This is a genomic window from Lentzea aerocolonigenes, assembly GCF_000955955.1.
Lineage (GTDB): Bacteria > Actinomycetota > Actinomycetes > Mycobacteriales > Pseudonocardiaceae > Lentzea > Lentzea aerocolonigenes_A.
In genome coordinates this window covers 1-20,056 of sequence record NZ_JYJG01000339.1, presented here as the reverse complement: position 1 = coordinate 20,056, position 20,056 = coordinate 1, and the positions used below count along the sequence as shown (strand labels likewise).

Genomic DNA, 20,056 nt, shown 5'->3' with positions numbered 1-20,056 from the left:
GCAACGATGCCCGCGGTCGTCGCCCACGGCGCCGGCGACCTGAGGCTGGAGGAGTTCCCCGTGCCGGCACCGGGTCCGGGCGAGGTCGCGGTGTCCGTCCGCTACGGCGGCATCTGCGGATCGGACCTGCACTACTGGCGGCACGGAGCGGTCGGCGACTTCCGGGTGCGCGAACCGCTGGTGCTGGGCCACGAGGTGTCCGGTGTCGTGCGTGCGGCGGGGCCGGGCGTGCGCGAGGTCGAGCCCGGAGTCGAGGTGGCCGTGCACCCGGCCACGCCCTGCGGGCTCTGCGCGCAGTGCCGCGCGGACCGGCGCAACATCTGCGCGCACACCGCGTACCTGGGCAGCGCCGCGCATTTCCCGCACGTGCAGGGCGGGTTCGCCGGGGTGCTCGTCGTGCCGGAGACCCAGGTGCTGCCGTTGCCCGCCGGGGTGGGGCTGCGCCGGGCCGCGCTCGCCGAGCCCGCTTCGGTGGCGTGGCACGCCGTGCGCCGCGCCGGGGACCTGACGGGCAAGCGCGTGCTGGTGACGGGAGCCGGTCCGATCGGTTGCCTGGTGGTCGCCGCGGCGCGGGCCGCCGGTGCGGCCGAGGTGGTGGTGACCGACGTCTACGAAGCACCGCTCGCGGTCGCGGGCCAGGTGGGCGCGACCACGACGATCCGGCTCGGCACGCCCGAGCACGAGACCGTCGGGGACCTGAACGCGGACGTGGCCATCGAGTCCTCCGGCACCGGCGCGGGTTTCGGCACCTGCCTGGACGCGGTGACGCGCGGCGGGCGGGTGGTCGGGCTCGGCCTGCTGCCTCCCGGCGGCACCCCGGTGGTCCTCAACACAATCATCACCAAGGAGCTGGACGTCGTCGGTTCGTTCCGCTTCGACCACGAGATGACCGGTGTCCTGAACGCGTTGGAGGGCACCGATCCGGTGATCACGGCGACTCTGCCGGTCGAGCGCTTCGGCGAGGCGTTCGAACTGGCCGCGAACCCGGCGCGCTCCTGCAAGGTGCTGCTCGACTTCGGAACGGGGAACTGATGGCGAGGATCTTCATCTCGCGACCACGCCTGCCCGGAGCCGGCGTCGACCTGCTCGCGTCGCGCTTCCAAGTCGCCCAGTGGCGCGACGACGCGGTGCCGGGGGCGGACGACCTGCGCAACCTCGTGCGCGGTTGCGACGGGGCGTTGCTGCTCGGCAACGACCGGGTGGACGCGGCGCTGCTGGACGCGGCAGGGGACGGCCTGCGGGTGATCGCGCTGGCGTCCGCCGGGTTCGACGCCGTGGACCAAGAAGCCGCCCGCGCGCGAAAGGTGGTCGTGACACACACTCCCGGCGTGCTGGCCGAGAGCACGGCTGATATCGCGTTCTCGTTGATGCTCATGGCCAGGCGCAGGCTGGGTGCCGCCGTCGACGAGTTGCGCGCCGGCGGCTGGCGATCGTTCCAAATGGACGGTTACCTGGGGCTCGACGTGCACGGCGCCACGCTGGGCCTCATCGGGTACGGCCAGATCGCACGTGCCGTCGCGCGCCGTGCCGCCGGGTTCGGGATGCCGGTCCAGCACTACAGCCGCACCCGGCGCAGCGACATGTTCTCGCGCCCGGTCGGCCTGGAGGAGTTGTTGCGCACCAGCGACATCGTGTCGTTGCACGTGCCGCTCACACCGGAGACGACGGGGCTGATCGGCGCACGGGAGCTCGCGTTGATGAAGCCGACCGCGACGCTGGTGAACACGGCCAGAGGAGCTGTGGTGGACGAGTCCGCATTGCTCGCCGCGTTGCGCACGGGCGCGTTGCACTCGGCGGGGCTCGACGTGATGAACGGTGAGCCTCGTTGCGAGCCAACGGATCCGCTCTTCGCCGAGCCGAACCTGGTGGTGCTGCCGCACGTCGGGTCGGCGACGGAGCGGACGAGGGCGGCGATGGTCGAGCTCGCGGCGCGCAACCTGCTCGCGGTGCTCGGCGGTGAGCCGGCGCCCACCCCGCTGCCAGGAACGCCCGCGACGTACTGATCGTTTCGCGGAAATCGGTTGCGCCAAATCAGGAAATGCTTCCAGGTGGCGCGCATTGTCCACGATGTGGACGCGTGGTCGAATGGTTTGGACACAGATCATCGCGGACTTCTCGTTCGCTGAAACGCGTGGTGGTGGTGGACGAATGACAGGTCAGGACCTGATGGCCGGAATGCACGGCCGGAACATCGCGTTCCTCGACAGCGCTTTTCAGCTGCGCGAGGTGAGCGCGGGGTTCGCGCAGCAGTTCGACGCCTGGCCGGAGGACCTGGCAGGCGTGGATTTCACGTGTCTCTTCGGGCCTGAGCACGAGATGGTGCTGCTCGGACTGTGCCTTTCGTTGCAGAGCAGGGGTGACGGAGCTTTCCGCGAGCACGTCGGTGTGCGCAGGGGAAGGTTCCGTCAGGTGCTGGGTGTGGTCGTGCGTGCCACTCGCGGCGTGCTCGTGGCTTCGGCGCACCCGTCCCCCCGGCCGCACGCCGGGTTCACGCTCAGCGCTCCGAACGCGCGCGTCCTGGAACGGGTCGCCGAGGGCTGGACCGCCGACCAGATCGCCACCGACCTGGACATCGGAGTGGTGTCCGCCCGGAACCTGGTCGCTGCGGTGCTGGCGCAGTTCGGCGCCACCAGCGAGCTGTCGGCGGTGTCGAAGGCCTACGCCTGGGGCGTGCTCGACCCCAGCGTGTGGCCGCCGCGCGTGGTGGCGGCGCCGGCGCTGACCAGGGCCGGGTGAGTGCTTGCGCAGGGGAAGCTTCGGCGGTGTCCTCGCCGCGGCCGTGGTGCCGTACGTGCTGGATGCGCGCGCACCGGCGGGACTGCGCGTGGACCTGGACCGCTTCGAACGGCACTGCACCTGGCTGGTGCGCAACGGGTGCACCGGGGTGCTGGTGAACTCCTTCGCCCTGGGTGAGTCCGGCTCGCTCACGTACGCCGAACAGCGCGAGGTCACCAGGACGGCGGTCCGTGCGATCGGCTCGCGCGCCACTGTCGTGGCGGCGGTCCACGACGTCGGCGCCCATCTCATCGTCGACCGGATCGGTCAGGCCGCCGAGGACGGCGTGGACGCGGTGCTGTGCATGCCGCCGTTGTCCTACGAGCCCAGCCACGCGGAGACCATGCTCCACTACGAGGCGGTGGCGGGCGCCGGACTGCCCGTACTGGTGAGCAACAACCCCGCCGGCTGCCGGGTCGACCTGAGCCCCGCGACCCTGGCCGAGCTGTCGGCGTTTGACAACGTTGTCGGCGTGTGCGACTTCTCCGGTGACGTGACGAAGATCTGGAAGACGCTCGCGCTCGCGCCGGGCACCTCCATGATCACCGGCGGGGACGCGATCGTGGTGGACAGCCTGCTCTCGGGCGCGTCCGGGTGGATCGGGGCGCTGCCCAACGTGTTTCCGGAACAGGCCGTGCAGCTGGCCGATCTGCTCGCATCGGGACTGCTGGTGGAAGCCGAGGCTTTGCGGTGCGCGCTGGACGGCCCGCTGCGGTGGTTCGAACGACCGGCGGCGGTGCAGATGATCAAGTTCGCGATGGACTACTGCGGCCTGTACGGAGGCCCGTACCGGCCGCCCCGGCACGGACTCGCCGCGAAACTGCTGTACCAGGTGCGGCACGACGTGCGGTCCGCCGTGAAATGGCTGGGCTGACCCGCGTGAAATGAGGAAAATACTGCGGAAAATCGGCATTGATCCAGCCGTCCGGTGCTGCCTAGGCTGGTTTCAGTCGCACTGATGGTGTGGCGGGAATTGTTGTCCTGCAGGGGGATCACGATTTCCGTGCTCAATGCGGCGGCAGGCGTGCGCGGTTCGTCACCATTCCCCGATACCCGGCGGACCGCGCCGCCCTCTCCCACCGAACGCCCGTCGGCCGGACATGGACTCCCGGACGGCGGGCGTTCGGCTTTCACCGGGAATCGCCGCCGCGTGAGGGATATCCCCGGCATTCGGGCCGGGGCACCGGTGCCGTCCCGCGACGGTGCGTTCCAGTGATATCGATTTGCCGTGCCGGGGAAGTAGGAACAGGAGGTCGCATCGTGTCTGCACCCGCGACCAGTGCAAGGTCAGCGCAACCGCCGTCGGCCGCAGGAGGCGTGCTGCTCGCCGAGCAGTGCGGCCCGCACGTGCTGCTCCGGCGCCGCGACGAGACACCGCGGGAAACCGCCGTGCTCTCGACCATTCCGGCGGTGCCCGGCAACGTGCTCTTCCTCGCGTCGTCCGGTGCCCATCGCCACCCGGCGTTGTTCGACGCCATCAAGGACCGGCTCACGACGCTGTGCTCGTCCGCGGAGGGCGCCACGCTGGAAGCCGCGTGGATCGGTGTGTCCGACCTGGGGCACGCGAAGGGAACCTGCGGCCCGTGGCTGAAGGGCGTCGCCGACGACTGCGGCCTCGACGTCTTCGCCCCCGACGGCCCGCTGACCGCGGGCCGCGGCATCGGGCTGTACGTGAACCGCACGGCAGGCGGCACCGGCTGGCGGCGCTTCGGCCCGGGCTGCAGCGGCGCCGTGGTGATGAGCTCCCGGTTCCCCATGCCGTCGTGGGAGTACGAGCTGCCGCACAGCCCCGTCGTGGCGGAGGGCGCGGTGGCCGAATGCGTCCCCGCGGGCCTCGCGATCCGGCCGCAGGGAGCACAGCCGGCCAGCCTCGGCGATCCCGCGTTCCAGGTCCCGCTCAACCCGCGCATCCCCAAGCTGGTCGTGGGCGCCGTGACGCCGGCCGCGGTGGTGGAGATCATCAACCGGCTCTCCGCGGAGGTCCGGTCCGACCTGCTGGTGGTGCCGGCGGCACTGCCGGTGACGGCGCCGGAGTGGTCGCGCACGCTCGCCCGCCTGCTCGGCCGCGCGATCACGATCACGACGGGCCTGCAGGTGATGGGCAAGGACGGCAGCATCCGGACCGTCGTGCCGGACGCCTCGGTGGCCGAACCGCTGACACCGCTCGCCACCATGCTGCGCCAGCCACCAGGAGGCGAACCACCGGAGGTCATCGACGTCGCCCCCGCTCCCGCCGGCTGGCAACTCGACGGCGCGAACCGCTATCGGCTGCTGTCATCGCTCGACGTGGTCGCGGAAGTGGTGCCGGGCGGTGTGCACGTGCTGCTGGACGGCGAGCGGTCGGCCGTGGCCACCCGGTTCGACCCGAAGTGGTGGACGCTCGCGATCGGCGCGCACGGCCGGGAGGCCACCGAGCGGGAGCTCGACGCGGCCCGGCTGCTGATCGACCAGTTCGGCCCCGCGCACCGGCGTGCCTCGCGCATCCGTCCACTGGGGACGTTCGACCCCGCCGCGATCGCCGCGCTGGAGTCGCACGCGTGGTCGTTGCGCGGACAGGAGACCGCCGCACCGCCACCCCGCTTCGTGCACGGTGTCGACTCGCGGCCCGACGTCGAGACGGCGGCAATGGCCCCGCCCGCACCGGTGAAGGCCCCGCCCGTGCCGGTACGCGCTTCGGCCGGACCCGCGCGGGAATCCGTTGCCGCGCAACGGCCCGAGACGATCGCCGCTCCGGAGACCTCCGAGCGGATCGCGAACGAACCCCTCGCGACCGCTCAGGCCGCCGCGACTCCGGTCGTGATCGCGCCACCTGTCGCCGCGCCACCTGTTGCCGCGCCACCTGTCGCCGCGCCACCTGTCGCCGCGCCACCTGTGATCGATCCGCCCAATCCTCCCGCAATGCCGGTTCCCGTCGTCACCGTGTCCGGCCCGGCCGTGCCCGTCGTGGTGTCAGCGGAACCCGAACCTGCTTCCGCCGAACCTCGGCAGGAACCGCTCGACGTCACCCAACGCGCCCCGCGCCGGGCCGCCGTGCTCGAGTTCGCCGACCGCTCCAGCACGGCCGCCGAGCAGTCGCGGCTCGCGGTGAGCGCCGGCACCCACTACACCGAGGCGCTGGCGGCGGTGAACGTCGGGTTGTCGGCGTGGCCGATGCTGCGTCCGGAGGCCAAGGCGGACTACGTCGCGGTCTGCCTGTTGCTCGGCAACGGAGTAGCGGGCGCGGTGGCGTTGAACGAGGGGCTGGCCGAGGGGGCGCCGGAGCCGTTCGACGGCTACCTGGCGTGCCTGAGCTCCGGCCTGCGCCGCCTGCCGACGCACCGGAAAGTCGTGCTGCGCCAGGAGAAGCTGCACGGCGCACAGGCACATCCGGCGGGCACCCTGCTGATGGAGCCCGGTTTTCTCAGCGCGAGCGCCCAGCTCGACGTCACCACCCCTGGCGCCGACCTCGACGTGCTGATCTGGCCGGTCACCGCGCGGCGCACGTCCGAGCTGTTCATGGGACGGGCGTTCGAGGAGACGGTGTTCGGCGGCGGCTGCCGGCTCAAGGTGCTGGGCCGGCGCGTCGACGAGTCCGAACAGGACGGTGACGTGCGGCGGCCGGAACAGGCGGTGCTGGCGCGCGAGCTGCTGGCGGGTGAGGATCCCGGCTCCGCGGAGGCGTTGGCGCGCGACGAGATGGCGCTCGCCAAGCTCGATCAGGCCTGGCAGGTCCGCCGGGCCGTGACGGCGCGGCTGCTGGATGACGAGGACCACGTGGCGCGGCTGACCACGCCGATGCCGGAGGTCGCGTCGTGATCCGCAAGGTGCTGCTGGTCGCCGCGCTCGTGCTCGTCGCCACGCCGTTGCCGGCCAACGCCCAGCCGGGCGTCCTGCGTCCTGGCCAGGAATGCCTCGGCGCACCGCCCGGCAAGATCACCGACGTGCCGTGGGCGCAGCGACAGCTTGCGCCGCAACGGGTCTGGCCGCTCACCCGCGGCGGGGGAGTGACCGTGGGTGTGGTGGACACCGGTGTCGACGCGGGCAGCCCGCAACTGGGCGGCCGCGTGCAGCAGGGCGTGGACGTGCGCAACCCGGGCGGAAAGCCCGCGAACAACGACTGCTTCGGCCACGGCACGTTCGTGGCGGGCATCATCGCCGCCGCGACCGCCGACGACACGTTGTTCGCCGGCGTTGCGCCGGACGCGACCATCCTGCCCATCCGCGCCGCGAACGAGGCGAAGGACGCGTCCGCCGCGTCACTCGCGCAGGGCATCCGTGCGGCCGTGGACGGTGGCGCGCGCGTGATCAACCTGTCGGCCAGTGCGGGCGGTCCGACCCCGGAACTCACCGCCGCCGTGGCCTACGCCGCCGAACGGGACGTGCTCATCGTGGCGGCGTCCGGCAACAACGACAACGACAGCAGCCCCACGCCGTACCCCGCGACCGACAAGTCGGTGCTCGCGGTCGGCGCGGTGGACCAGGAGGGCAAGCGCACGTCGTTCTCGCTGACCGGCCCCCACCTCGGGCTGGTGGCTCCCGGCGTGAACGTGTGCAGCATCGGCCCCGGCGGTCCCGGCCAGTGGGAGGCGAGCGGCACCAGCTACGCCGCGCCGTTCGTGACCGGCGTGGCCGCGCTGGTCCGCGCCTATCGCCCGAAGCTCACGGCCGCACAAGTGCTGCACCGCCTGCACGCCACCGCCGATCGTCCTCCCGCGAACCTGCCGTCCCCGGAGTACGGGTGGGGCACGGTGAACCCGCTGGCCGCGGTGACCGCGGTGCTACCGGAGGAAGATCAGGCCGGTGCCGTGGTGGCGCCGGTACCCGCGGCCGCGAGCTTCCCGGTGCCGCCGTGGGAGGACCGCGCGAGCACGCTGCTGGTCACGCTCGGCCTCATCGGTGCCGCGGTGGTCCTGGTTGCCGTCGGGGTCGGCGTGGTGGTCCTTCCGGCCGGTCGTCGTCGCCGCTGGGCACCCGCCCGCCGCCTGGACACCGAGACCGGCGGCTGAGTCAGGAACTCGTCCAGCCGGTCGCCCTGATGACCTCGCGGGCGATCTCGCGGACCGGCCGGCCGTCGGTCGCGACCCGTACCGCGTCCGCCGGCGCGGCGGTGTCGAGACGTGCCGCCATGGTGGCGCTGCGGTGCACGTGCGCGTCCAACTGGCTGCCGATCTCCCGCGCGCCCAGGCGGTGCCGGGCGGTCGCGTCCTCGGCGGTCAGCAGCACGGAGATGATCCGGGGTGTGCCGCCCAGGGCACGGGCGATCAGGTCGGGCTCCAGGATCGAGACGGTGTTGGTGTAGATGAGCCGGCGGTGTCCGAGGCCGGCGTAGTTGCCCCACAGCGCGGCGAGATTGGCTTCCGTCAGTTTCGTGCGCGCCGGATCGCCGGGCGGTGCGGGATGCGCCTGGTCCAGGTTGTCGCCCTCGATCAGGCAGTGCGCCACGCCCGCGGCCTGCAGCTGCGCGGAGATCTCCCAGCCGACGGTGGTCTTGCCGACGCCGGAACGCCCTGCGATCAGCAGAGCCTCGGCGTGAAGGTCGTGGTTCATGGCTCGGTTCTATCGGATTTGGCCACTGCGAGGTGCCGACTTCGACGGATTGTCCACTGTTGCCACGACGGTCCCCGCCACGAGACTGATCGAGCTCCGATCGACAGTTTCTCGATGTGGGAAAAGAGGGCCGATGCAGCAGGACCTTCAACCTTCGTTGCGCAACCGCCACCTCAGCATGATCGCCATCGCCGGGGTGATCGGCGCCGGGTTGTTCGTCGGCAGCGGGGCGGCGATCGGCAAGGCGGGACCTGGTGTGCTCGTCTCCTACGCAGCCGCCGGCCTGCTCGTCGTCCTCGTCATGCGGATGCTGGGCGAGATGTCCGCGGCCAACCCGGACACCGGCAGCTTCTCCGCCTACGCCGAGCGCGCCATCGGCCCGTGGGCCGGGTTCGCGATCGGGTGGCTGTACTGGTGGTTCTGGGTCGTGGTGGTCGGGATCGAGGCCACGGCGGGTGCTGCCATCGTGCACCGCTGGGTGCCGGGCGTTCCACAGTGGACCTGGGCGCTGGTGCTGACCGTCCTGTTGACACTGACGAACCTGTACTCGGTCCGGTCGTTCGGCGAGTTCGAGTTCTGGTTCGCGGGCATCAAGGTCGCGGCGATCACCGTGTTCCTCGTGGTGGGTGTGCTGGCGATCGGTGGCCTGCTGCCGGGATTCGCGTCTCCTGGGATGGCCAACCTCACCGGTCACGGCGGTTTCTTCCCGCAGGGCAGCGGCCCTGTGTTCGCCGCGATGCTCGTCGTGGTCTTCTCGTTCTTCGGTGCCGAGATCGCCACCGTCGCGGCGGGTGAGTCGGAGAATCCCGTGCAGGCCGTGCGCACCGCCGTGCGGTCGGTGGTGTGGCGCATCCTGGTCTTCTACATCGGGTCGATCGCCGTCGTCGTCACGCTGCTGCCGTGGGACGACGCCAACGTGGCCAAGAGCCCGTACGTCGCGGTGCTGGACACGCTCGGACTGCCGGCGGCCGCGGTGGTCATGGACGCCGTGGTGCTGACGTCGGTGTTGTCCTGCCTGAACTCCGGACTGTTCACCGCTTCCCGGATGGTGTTCTCGCTCGCTCGCCGCAGCGAGGCTCCCGCCGTGTTCGGCCGGGTCTCCCGGCGCGGTGTGCCGACGGCCGCGGTGTTGGCTTCCACCGTGGTCGGGTTCATCACGGTGGCGCTGAACTACCTCTCGCCGGACACCGTGTTCCTGTTCCTGGTGAACTCCTCGGGCGCGGTGGCGGTGTTCGTGTGGCTGACCATCGCGGTGTCCCAGCTGCGGATGCGGCGGCAGGTCGAGCAGGAGTCACCGGAGCGGCTCACGTTGCGCATGTGGGGCTACCCGTACCTGACGTGGGCGGCGATCGTGGGCATGGTGGGTTTGCTGGTGGGCATGGTGTTCGACGCCGACGCACGTTCCCAGCTCCTGCTGAGCCTGCTCGTCGCGGCGGTCGTGGTGGTGGTCGGCGTGGTGCGGGCTCGACGGCGCGCAACGGTGTGACGGGCTGGAGGCCCGGGCCTCCAGCCCGTCCCGGTTACCCGACCTTCGGCGTCTGCACGAGGTTCACCACCCGGCGGCGGTTGACGTACTGGGCGCGGCCCTGGATCAGGGTCTTCGGCTTGACGTTGCCGATGAACGTGCCTTCCTCCCTGGGGCAGGAGAACATCACCACCGCTGTGCCCAGCTCCCACAACCGCCGCATCAACGGGTTCATCATCGTGCGGCTCGCGTTGGTCGTGCTCCTGGCGACGATCAGGTGCAGGCCGATGTCCGCACCCTGCTGCAGCAACGGCATCAGCGGCGCCATCGGGTCGTTGTAACCGCCGGACTCCAGCAGCTCGAAGTCGTCGACGAGCACGAACAACCGGCCACCGGTCCACCAGTCGCGCTGACGGAGCCTGCTCGGCTGGATGTCCGGCCCCGGCACCCTGCTCTGCAGCAGCTCGGCGACCTGCTTGACCGAGGACTCCAGACCGTCCGTGCTGACCGTGTAGTTCACCTGGCTGTCCTGCGGGACGGCGTCGTGCAGCTCGCGGCGGAAGTCCACGAACATCACCCTGCCGTCGGCCGGGCTGTAGTGCCGCGCCACGGAAGCCGCGATGTGCCGCAACAGGTTCGTCTTGCCCGTCTCGGCGTCACCGAAGATCATCAGATGCGGGTTGGCGTCGAAGTCGTGCCACTGCGGCCCGAGCAGGCCGTCCTCGATGCCGAGCGCCATCGTCAGGTCGAGCTGCGGTGCCTCCGCGGTGGGCGGCGGGAGCTCCGCGACCGTCAGCTGGTTGGGCAGCAGCTGGACCTTCGGTGCCCGCGGTGCCGACGGCAGGTCGAGGGCTTCCGCGATCTCGGCGGTCGCCTCCGCGATGTCGTCGGTCCTGCTGGTGCCGTCGATGCGGGGGAGGGCCGTGAGGAAGTGCATCTTGCCGGTCGTGATGCCACGACCGGGCAGAGCCGGAACGGTGGCCGCGAGCCTGCTGTTGACCTCGGACTCGAGCGGGTCGCCGAGCCGCAGCTCGAACCGGGTGCCCAGCACGTCACGCAGCCAGGGCCGCATGTCCGACCACCGGCTCGCGGCCACGACCAGGTGGATGCCGAACCCGAGACCGCGCGAGGCGAGCTCGGTGAAGCGGGGTTCGAGCTCCTCGTAGTCCTGCCGGATCGTGAACCAGCCGTCGATCACCAGGAACACGTCGCCGTAAGGATCGACGTCGACGAACTGCCCCCGCGTGCGAGCCCTGCGGTAGCTCGTCATCGAGTCGATGTTGTTCTGCGCGAACAGCTGCTCTCGCTGGGACAGCAGGTTGTACATCTCCATGACGGTCCGCGTGACGCGGTCGCGGTCGAGCCGGCCCGCAATGCTGCCGACGTGCGGCAACCGGGCGAGCGGGCTGAGCGTGCCGCCGAAGTCCAGGCAGTAGAACTGGATCTCGGCCGCCGTGTGGGACAGGGCGAGGGCGCTGATCAACGTGCGCAGCAGCGTGCTCTTGCCGCTCTGCGGCCCGCCCGCGATGCCGATGTTGCCCTTGGCGCCCGCGAGCTGCGCGGTGAGCAGGTCGCGCTTCTGCAGGGCCGGCAGGTCGACCAGGCCGACCGGGACCGACAGCGTCGAGGCGTCGTACTCGCCGACCGGACGCGGGCCGAGCTCCGGGTGGTCGACGAGCGGCGGCAGCAGCTGGTCGAGCGTCGGCGCCTGCTTGAGCGGCGGCAGCCACACCTGGTGCGCGACCGGCCCGATGCCGCGCAGCCGCGAGATCAGCACCTCCAGCATCGTCCTGGTGTTCTGCTCGGCCCTGTCGACCTCCTGGTCCACATCGGACGGTGTCGCCCTCGGTGCGACGTACTCGGTGCCGAACGCGACGAGCTGCTGCTCCACCTCGGAACGCCGCAGCCGCTTGCTGACCGGCGGGCGGTACGGGCCGGAGCAGTACGCGCCCTTGAACCTGATCAACGACGTCGTGTCCGGGCGCAGATAACCGTTGCCGGGATTGTTGGGCAGCTCGTAGGCGTCCGGGACGCCGAGCACGCTGCGGCTCTCCATGGCCGAGAACGTCCGCAGGCTGATCCGGTACGACAGGTGGCTCTCGATCTTGTGGATCCTGCCCTCGTCCAGCCGCTGGCTCGCGAGCAGCAGGTGCACGCCGAGGCTGCGGCCCAGCCGGCCGATCATCGCGAACACGTCGACGAACTCGGGCTTGCTCGCCAGCATCTCGCTGAACTCGTCGACCACGATGAACAAGGCGGGCAACGGTTCCAGCGGCACACCCTGTGCGCGGGCGGCCTCGTAGTCACGGCGTGAGGCGTAGTTTCCGGCCGCGCGCAGGAGTTCCTGGCGCCGGTTCAGCTCGCCGGTCAACGCGTCCTGCATGCGGTCGACCAGTTCCAGCTCGTCCGCGAGGTTCGTGATGACCGCTGAGGTGTGCGGCAGCTCGTCGAAACCGAGGAACGCCGCGCCACCCTTGAAGTCGACCAGGACGAGGTTCAGCTCCTCCGAGGAGTGCGTGGCCGCCATGGAGAGCACCAGTGTGCGCAGCAGCTCGCTCTTGCCGGAACCGGTGGCGCCGATGAGCAGGCCGTGCGGTCCCATGCCGTCTTCGGCCGCTTCCTTGATGTCCAGCTCGATGGGCGTTCCGGTCGACGTCATGCCGATCGGTACGCGCAGCCGCTTCCGGGCGCTCGCACGGGTCTGCCGGTACGGCACCGGGTCGAACGACCGCAGGTCGCCCAGCCCGAGCAGGGTGGGCAGCTCGTAGTCGCCGGCCAGCGGTTCCTCGTTGTCCTGCACCTCGCCGATGCGGTGGCGGGCGATCAGCCTCGCCAGTGCGGCGGTCGCCTGCGGGCTCAGGGAGTCCGGCCGGCACAGCGGGCTGGTCGACGGCTTGCCGAGCCGGTCGAACGAGACGGTGCCGAGGCTGGTGCCGGTCACCTCGACGTGCAGGGTGTGCGGCCTCGCCTGCCAGGCGAGCGTGCCCTCGACGTCGATCACGACGACGTTGCGGTACCCCTCCTCGGCGATGCGGTGGTCGGCCGGCAGCGAGACGCCGTCGAGGACGATCACCACGAACGGCTCGCTCGCCGTGATCGGGCTGTCCGGTTCGAACGACGGCCTGCCGGTGAAGTCGTTGCCGCCGAGGAGCTGTTCGAGCTCGCTGATGCTGTCGGTGACCATGCGGCGCGTGCCGCTGGCGTCGCGCGAGCCAGGATCTTGGTTGTGAGGCAACCACTTCACCCAGTCCCAGTGATCGCGCGCCTCGTCGCTGACGCACAACGCGATGAGCGCGTCGCCGGGGCCGTGTGCGGTGGCGAGCTGCCCGAGCATGGCGCGCACCAGTCCGCGCACGTCCTGCGGCGAGCCCTGGAGCTGCAACCGCGCGAACCCGCGCAGGTAGACGGCGATCGGTGCGTTGTCCAAAGTGGAGTAGGCGCGGATGAACCGGCGCAACGCGTGCGCGGACAACGGTTCGAGGTCTTCGAGGGGCTTGGTCTCCGGTGGCAGCAGCTTCATCGTGCCGCGCTGCTTGCCCAGCCCGATCCGAACCTCGCCGAAGTCGTCGTGCGCGGGACGGCGTTCCCACAGGCGGTAGCCCATCGCCATCGACCACAGCGAGCCGGGGTGCGGGTGCACCCACAGGGCCGCCTTGCGCTGCTGGGTCAGCGCGCCGCGCATCTTCTCCCGCACCTGACCGAGGTAGCGCACGTAGTCGCGCCGGTCGCCGTGCAGCTTCTGCTTGTGCTCCACACCGGATCGCAGCAGCTGCGCCAGCAGCATGCCGATCGCGGCGACGAGCATGAGTCCCGCGCCGACCCAGGCCAGCGGGCCGGAGCCGGGCCGGACGAACATCAGGACCATGGCCAGCGAGCTCAGCGCCATCGGCGCGTAGAGCAGGACCGAGCTGATCGCCCCACCTGTGTTCTCCGGCACAGCCGGTGGTGGTTGCAGCTCGATCTCGTCACTGGGCGCCGTCGGACCGGGCCGACGCGCCTTTCTGGTGAATGCCTCGGTGCCCACCGTGACTCTCCTTGGTGAAGGGTTTCCCTCGACGTGGCGTGACGCGGGCCGTGTCCCGGTTTGCCGGGAGGCTCTGGAACTACGTTCCGCGCCAGGATTTCGCTTCTCGAGAGTTGTCGTTCGCCAGGAAGAATCCGGGGCTCGATATGGAAGAACGCACGCAGTCTCGCACAAATGCACCGACCCGGCTACGGTTCGTTCTCGGCGATCACGCGGTGGACGTGGCCCTTCCGGGCGACGTGCAACTGGTCGACCTGCTGCCGTCCGTGCTGGCCCAGTTCGGGAAGGAGTGGGTCGAGCAGAGCGTCGACCACGAGGGCTGGGTCGCCCAACGGCTGGGTGAGTCTCCTCTGGACGAGGACCGCTCAGCCGTCGAGTTGAACCTGCTCGACGGCGACACCGTCTACTTGAGACCGCGCGAGGACGCGCTCCCACCACTCGACTACGACGACCTCGTGGACGGGCTGGCCGAGCGGGTGCGGGCCGACGCCGGTCAGTGGACACCCCACCGCACCAGGTGGATGCTGCGCGTGGGCGGGCTGGTCGCGTTGCTCGGCGGGCTGGTCGCGCTGCTGGCAGGCGGGAAACCGCAGACGTTGTGGCTGGTTCCCCTGGTGACCGGGGTCGTGCTGATCGCGGTCGCAGGAGCGCTGGCCCGTGCCAAGGGCAAGGTCGTCGACGGAACCTCGCTGGCCTGCGTCGGTGTGGTCTGGGCGGTCGCCGGTGGATGGCTCGCCGCGGTGCAGATCGCCCCGCTGGGAGGCGTGCCGGTGCGGCTCGTGACCGCGGTCGCCACCGGTGTCGTCGTGCTCGTGCTGGCCGTCGTGGCCGTCGCCGACGCGGTGCTGATCTTCACCACCGCGCTGACCGCACTGCTGACGTTGCTGGTGCCTGTGGTGATCTGGGTGGCGAGCGACCTCACGGCCGCGCAGTCGGCCGGTATCGGCATCGTCGTGAACTTCATCGCGATCCTCTTCGCGCCCGGCGGCGCGTTCCGGCTCGGCGGTCTGAAGCTGCCGATGCTGCCGACCGACGCACCGGAGGTCAAGGAGGACATCGACCCGGTGCCGCACCAGGTCGTGGTGGAACGCAGCACCGTCGTTTTCGGTTACCTCAAAGCGTTCTACCTCGGTTACGGCACCATCCAGACGGTGCTGCTGCTCGTGCTCGTCCGGCCGGGCGAGAAGTGGGCGATGATCACGGCGGCCGTGTGCGCGTTGCTGTTGCTGCTGAGGTCCCGCCACCTCACCGGCATGGTGCCCCGCTGGTCGCTGCTCGTGCCGGCCGGGCTGACCGCCGTCGCGCTGGCGGTGCGTCTCGGGATGCCGGAGGAGCCGTTCATCCGCGCGGTGGCGGTGCTCGCGCCGCTCGTCGCCGTCGGCATCGGGCTCGGTGTGCTGAGCCATTACCTGCCAGGTAAGCGACTGCGCCCGTACTGGGGTCGCGCGGTCGACATCTTCGAGTACGCGACGGCGATCGCCGTCATCCCGCTGCTGCTGGCGGTGCTGGACGTGTACTCCTGGGTCCGGGGGCTGAGCGGCTGATGCAGTCACGCAGAGATCAGGTCCAGGCCTACTTCTTCGTCGTCGGCCGGTTGGTCGCGGGGCTCGCGCAGGGCAGGCCCGACGTGCTGGAGCACCCGAACCGGCGGTTCAACAACGGCACGGTCTTCGGCGTACTGCTCGCCTGCGTGATCGCGGCGATCTTCGGCATCGTCGGGTTGTTCTCCCCGAGTGGCAACAACTCGTGGCGCACCGACGGGACGATCGTGCTGGCCAAGGAGACCGGCGCGCGGTACGTGTACCTCGGCGGCGAGCTCCGGCCAGTGCTGAACATGGCGTCGGCGATGCTGGCGGCCGGGCAGTCCGGCGCGAGGGTCTCCGTCAGTCAGAACTCGCTGACCGGTGTCGCGGTCGGTGCACCGATCGGGATTCCCGGTGCGCCGGACGGCATTCCCACCGCGGACCGGGTGAACCAGGCGCAGTGGACGGTCTGCGCGCGGCCGCCGGACAGGCAGGCGGTCGTGAGCGCGCCGACCGTGACGCTGCGGCTCGACCACGAGCCGGGACAGCCGGTGTCCGACGACCAGTCGTTCCTCGTGTCCACACCGGACGGTGTCGTGCAGCTGGTGTGGCGGGGGGTGCGGCATCGGATCGTGGACGGGCCCACGCTGGAAGCGTTGGGCTACAGCCAGGAACGGGTGCTGCCGGTCTCGCCCGCCTGGCTGAACGTCATTCCTTCGGGGGTGGACCTGAAGGCGCCGGTGATCGACCGCGTCGGCACGTCCGGCCAGGCCGTGGGAGGCCGTCCCAGCCTGGTCGGCCAGGTGTTCCAGGTGCGCAACCCGGCGATCTCGTCCGAGGAGTACTACGTCCTGCGCGCCGACGGGTTGATGCCGATCAGCCGGACGATCGCGGCGATGCTGCTGGCGTCGCCCGACATCCGCAACGCCTACCCGAACACGCGGGTGGTGCCGATCATCACGGGACCGGACGCGCTCGCGGGCATGAAACTGCTTTCCCCGGCACAGGACGACCTTCCGCCGCAGCCCCCGGCTCCCGCCGACGTCGGCGTGGGAATGTCGGCGTGCGCCAGGTTCGACCTCGCCGCGGACGAGGGCCGCTTGCCGCGGTTGGTGTTGATGCCGATCACAGCGGACAAGGGAGCGGTTGCCCCTGCCGGAAAGCACGTCGTCGGGTCTACCGCGGACCGCGTGGTGATCCCGGCGGGAACCGGGGCGCTCGTGCGCACGATGCCCGCTCCGGGTGCGTTGCCGGGCACCGGTTTCCTCGTCACGGATCTCGGGGTGCGCTATCCGCTTTCCGATGAATCCGTTGTCGCGTCGCTGAACCTGGGTGGAGCGCACCCCGTCGCCGTGCCGTCGGCGTTGCTCGCGCTGCTGCCCGTGGGACCCGCGCTCGACCCTCAGCGCGCGGTCCTGAGCCAGGTCACCGAGCTCGCCAAAACGGGCTCATGAGGGATCTTCCCCCGTCGATGCCCCGGCGGGTGGATTCCGAAGAAATCGGATGCACGACGGGCATCTAATCCAGATCAGGCGCCCTTGCGAATGGGTGGCCATTCTCCAGCAGGGACGACAAGGAGATACACGATGAGCAAGACCAGGCTTACTCCCACGCAGGTCATCGAGATCGCGAACAAGCACTCGCAGGAAGCTGACCGGATCACCACCGAGCAGACGACCCTCCAGAACAACATCAACACGCTGACCTCGATCAACTCGGGTGCCATGATCCAGAAGCTGATCACGGTCCACCAGGAGTGGGACAGCAAGACCAAGGAGATCGTCTCGACTCTCAACGAGATGGCCCAAACGCTCAGCCGCGCCGCGCACACGTTGCAGACCACGGACGAGAGCGCCTCGTACTGATCTCCCCCAAGCCCCGTTCTTCTTTCCGCTCGTAACAAATTCTTCAGGAGTGAACCGTGACCGGAGCGATCGTTTACGACTACCAGGCGCTGGCCGACGGCGTGCGCCAGATGAAGAACGCCAACGCGAACATCGAGGCGAACGTCAAGGCGCTGACCCAGCAGGTGCAGAGCCTGATGGAGTCCTTCGACGGTGAAACCGCCAAGCAGTACAACACGTGCGCCGACCGGATCGCGAAGAAGCTGACCGAGAGCAACGAGGTGCTCAACCAGATCTCGGTCAACCTGAACAAGAACTCGAACAACATGCAGGACAGCGACCGCTCGACGTCGCAGACGTTCAACTTCTGAGGTGCGCCGGTGGTGCCGGCCCGCTCTCCGGCCGGCACCACCAGCCCCGCTTTGACGAAAGGTGAACGACATGGCCCACGACGGTGGCACCAAGACGACCATCGACCCGGAAGTCGTGCGAGCGATCGCCGCTCGCATGGGCGTGCTGATGGACGATCTCGGCCCTTTCCAGCAGCTTCTCTCACTGCCCGCACACGCGGGCAACTTCCCCACGGCGGCGTGGCTGGAGAAGCTGCTGGGAGATCGCAAGAAGAAGCTGTCGCTGCACGCGGAAGAGCTGAGGAGCGTCATGCACGGGATCGACGCGACCCTGCAGAATGCCTGCTCGAACCTCGAGAACACCGACAAGTGCAACGCCGACAACCTGTAGTACCTGGTGGCAGTTGACCGTCAGCGCCCCGGTGCTGGCGGTCGCTCGTTTGTGGACGGTCGTGGTGCGGGAACTCGGCTTGGTGAGGGCGGTTCGGCGTGACAAGTCCTGAAGGCACGGACTCGGCGGCGGCCGGCGGTGGCGTCGACGCCGACAGCATCCAGTCGCTCGCCCAGTTCAAGGCGATGGCGGGCGACGCGCTCAACCCCGGCGCGCCCGCCTCGTTCGACGCCCTGGCCGTCGGGTTCAACGTGGCGAGTGATCGGCTGTTCCAGTTCCGCCGGTCCTTCTGGGACGAGACGACCCAGATGGGCGAGGCGTTCACGGGGTTCACCGGCGACCAGTTCCAGAGCTTCGCCGACGACGTGGTCATGAAGCGGAGCCAGCTCGTCTGGGAAGCGGTGGAGCTTTACTCGAACGCGCTGCGAGGCGCCTCCAAGGCCCTCGTCTTCTTCCAGGCGAAGGTGGCCGAGATCGAGGCCGAGTTCGCCAACCGGGTCAAGGAGTACGGCAAGCAGGTCGTCAAGCTGGCCGACGCCATGGCGACGCTGGAGCAGGAGTTCGACGCCGGTGCGTATCTCAGCGCGGTGATCCAGCGCGACGAGCAGAACAACCTGTTGCCGGAGCTGCGCAGGGCGTTGCTCGACCTGTCGTCGAGCTACCAGAGCACCGGTAACAGCCTCACCGATTTCCAGAGCAACATCGTCTCGCCCGGTGCTGGATCTGGTGGGAGTGGCACGGGTACCGGTGACCACACCAGCACCGTCGACGTCAACGATGGCGACGGCGTCGACATCTCGAACGGCATGCCGCCGTTCTTCGGTCCTCCCACGGGGGGACCGGGGAAGAGCGGCGGCCAAGGCACAGATGCCGCCGCGGGCGGCGGTGGCGGCACGGGCTCCGGCGCGAACTCCGGCGCGAACTCCGGCGAGCAGGCGACCGATCCGGCCACGAAGAAGGCCATGGAGGAAGCCAAGAAGGCTGCTCACGACGCCATCCAGAAACTGATCGACGAGACCAAGGGCGACTCGCCGGAGGCGCGGGCGCGCCGGGAGGCGTTGCGGCAAGTCCAGCAGGCGCTGGACAACGGGCTCGGCGGCACGGGCAGCGGCACCGGCGGGACGGGATCGGCCGTCACGGACCCGGTGCAGCGGCAGGCGATGGAGGACGCGAGGCGGGCCGCCACCGACGCCATCAACGACCTCGAACGCCAGTCCGGTACCGGTGATCCGACGCGGCAGGAGGCGTTGACGCGGGCGAACCAGATCGCCAACGACGCGATCACCCAGCTGCAGAACGGTACGACCGGCAGTGGCTCCGGTTCCGGCGACGGCACTGGCTCTGGCGCGGGCGCCGGGACCGGGGCTGGGGCAGGAACCGGTAGCGGGGCAGGGGCTGGAGCCGGTGCCGGGGCAGGCGCGGGTGGCGGTGCCGGTGGTGGCACGGGTTCCGGCAAGGACGGCCGTGGGCGGGAGACCGATCCGGCCAGGCAGAAGGCCATGGAGGAGGCCAGGAAGGCTGCGAGCGACGCCATCCAGAGGCTGTCCGACATGACGCCGGGCAACTCGCCGGACGCGCAGGCACGCCGTGAGGCGTTGAAGGAAGCGCAGGACGCGATCAACAACTCCCTCGGGGGCGGCGGCGGTACCGGAGCCGGTGGTGGCGGCGGTGGTGGCGGGAAAACGCCGTCGTCGACGGATCCCACGCGGCAACGGGCGTTGGAGGACGCGCGAAGGGCGGCAGGCGAGGCGATCAACTCGCTCGCCAACCAGAACGGCGGGGGAGGAGGCTCCGACCCGTCGCGGCAGCAGGCCCTGGCGGACGCGAACCGGATCGCCAACGACGCCATCAACCAGCTCCAGAACCCGTCGGCCACCGGAGGCGGCCCTGGGGGATCGTCTCCGGCGACCTCGTCGGACGGCCCCAACGGCGGTGGCGGTGGCGGCGCCGAGCGCGCGAGGCAGGAGGCGGCGCGTGCGGCGCAGGAGGCGACGAACGCGCTGAACGGCCTGGCCGGCGGCGGTGGTGGTGGCACGAGCACGATGTCGAGCGGGCCTGGCGGCACTGGTGCGGGCGGCACTGGTGCGGGTGCCGGCGGTACTGGCGCTGGTGGTACCGGTGCTGGTGCGGCTGGCAAGGGCGGCGGCGCCGGTGCGGG

14 protein-coding genes and 1 pseudogene are annotated in these 20,056 nt (G+C 70.3%); 13 read left to right on the top strand and 2 right to left on the bottom strand.

Translation table 11 applies throughout. The features are described from left to right. The first annotated feature begins 6 nt into the window (after positions 1 to 6). The 6 genes from UK23_RS36350 (at position 7) to mycP (ending at position 7,760) form a co-directional block, all read left to right on the top strand. Positions 7 to 1,032: an L-idonate 5-dehydrogenase gene (locus UK23_RS36350; RefSeq protein WP_045316301.1), complete on the top strand. Its 1,026-nt coding sequence runs from the start codon at positions 7 to 9 to the stop codon at positions 1,030 to 1,032. After that, positions 1,032 to 2,003, top strand: coding sequence for a 2-hydroxyacid dehydrogenase (locus tag UK23_RS36345; protein ID WP_045316293.1), 972 nt, complete (start codon positions 1,032 to 1,034; stop codon positions 2,001 to 2,003). Before UK23_RS36350 ends, UK23_RS36345 begins: the two co-directional genes overlap by 1 nt. Before the next feature lie 145 nt (positions 2,004 to 2,148). Continuing rightward, entirely contained in the window at positions 2,149 to 2,736 is a 588-nt protein-coding gene (locus UK23_RS36340; protein ID WP_156213650.1) for a helix-turn-helix transcriptional regulator, read from the top strand. Positions 2,737 to 2,740: 4 nt separating this feature from the next. Beyond that, entirely contained in the window at positions 2,741 to 3,649 is a 909-nt protein-coding gene (locus UK23_RS36335) for a dihydrodipicolinate synthase family protein (protein ID WP_045316291.1), read from the top strand. 386 nt (positions 3,650 to 4,035) lie between these two features. Next, complete coding sequence (locus tag UK23_RS52175) at positions 4,036 to 6,570, top strand: hypothetical protein (protein WP_156213649.1); 2,535 nt, start codon at positions 4,036 to 4,038, stop codon at positions 6,568 to 6,570. Continuing rightward, positions 6,567 to 7,760, top strand: coding sequence for a type VII secretion-associated serine protease mycosin (gene mycP, locus UK23_RS36325; RefSeq protein WP_156213648.1), 1,194 nt, complete (start codon positions 6,567 to 6,569; stop codon positions 7,758 to 7,760). The genes UK23_RS52175 and mycP overlap by 4 nt, the downstream gene beginning before the upstream one ends. A 1-nt stretch (position 7,761) precedes the next feature. On the opposite strand, the gene UK23_RS36320 is transcribed toward mycP, so the two are convergent. After that, a complete protein-coding gene (locus UK23_RS36320) occupies positions 7,762 to 8,301 on the bottom strand; it encodes a hypothetical protein (protein WP_045316289.1) in 540 nt (179 codons plus the stop codon). Between the two features lie 133 nt (positions 8,302 to 8,434). On the opposite strand from UK23_RS36320, the gene UK23_RS36315 reads away from it, so the two are divergent. Beyond that, positions 8,435 to 9,787: an amino acid permease gene (locus UK23_RS36315; RefSeq protein WP_045316288.1), complete on the top strand. Its 1,353-nt coding sequence runs from the start codon at positions 8,435 to 8,437 to the stop codon at positions 9,785 to 9,787. 34 nt (positions 9,788 to 9,821) lie between these two features. Here UK23_RS36315 and UK23_RS36310 read toward each other — a convergent pair whose 3' ends face one another. Then, on the bottom strand, positions 9,822 to 13,790 hold the full coding sequence (locus UK23_RS36310) for a type VII secretion protein EccC (RefSeq protein WP_045316287.1): 3,969 nt from the start codon (positions 13,788 to 13,790) through the stop codon (positions 9,822 to 9,824). Between the two features lie 146 nt (positions 13,791 to 13,936). Here UK23_RS36310 and eccD point away from each other — a divergent pair, with 146 nt between their 5' ends. The 6 genes and pseudogenes from eccD to UK23_RS36280 all read left to right on the top strand — a co-directional run. Beyond that, positions 13,937 to 15,334 (top strand): type VII secretion integral membrane protein EccD, encoded by a 1,398-nt coding sequence (gene eccD, locus UK23_RS36305; RefSeq protein WP_045316286.1) that lies wholly within the window; start codon positions 13,937 to 13,939, stop codon positions 15,332 to 15,334. Then, entirely contained in the window at positions 15,334 to 16,767 is a 1,434-nt protein-coding gene (eccB, locus tag UK23_RS36300; RefSeq protein ID WP_045316285.1) for a type VII secretion protein EccB, read from the top strand. The genes eccD and eccB overlap by 1 nt, the downstream gene beginning before the upstream one ends. A gap of 132 nt (positions 16,768 to 16,899) precedes the next feature. After that, on the top strand, positions 16,900 to 17,178 hold the full coding sequence (locus UK23_RS36295) for a WXG100 family type VII secretion target (protein ID WP_045316284.1): 279 nt from the start codon (positions 16,900 to 16,902) through the stop codon (positions 17,176 to 17,178). Between the two features lie 56 nt (positions 17,179 to 17,234). Continuing rightward, positions 17,235 to 17,528, top strand: a complete 294-nt coding sequence (locus UK23_RS36290; protein ID WP_045316283.1) for a WXG100 family type VII secretion target — start codon at positions 17,235 to 17,237, stop codon at positions 17,526 to 17,528. A gap of 70 nt (positions 17,529 to 17,598) precedes the next feature. Beyond that, on the top strand, positions 17,599 to 17,898 hold the full coding sequence (locus UK23_RS36285; protein WP_156213647.1) for a hypothetical protein: 300 nt from the start codon (positions 17,599 to 17,601) through the stop codon (positions 17,896 to 17,898). A gap of 98 nt (positions 17,899 to 17,996) precedes the next feature. Continuing rightward, positions 17,997 to 20,056: pseudogene (locus UK23_RS36280) on the top strand (hypothetical protein); the annotation flags it as partial.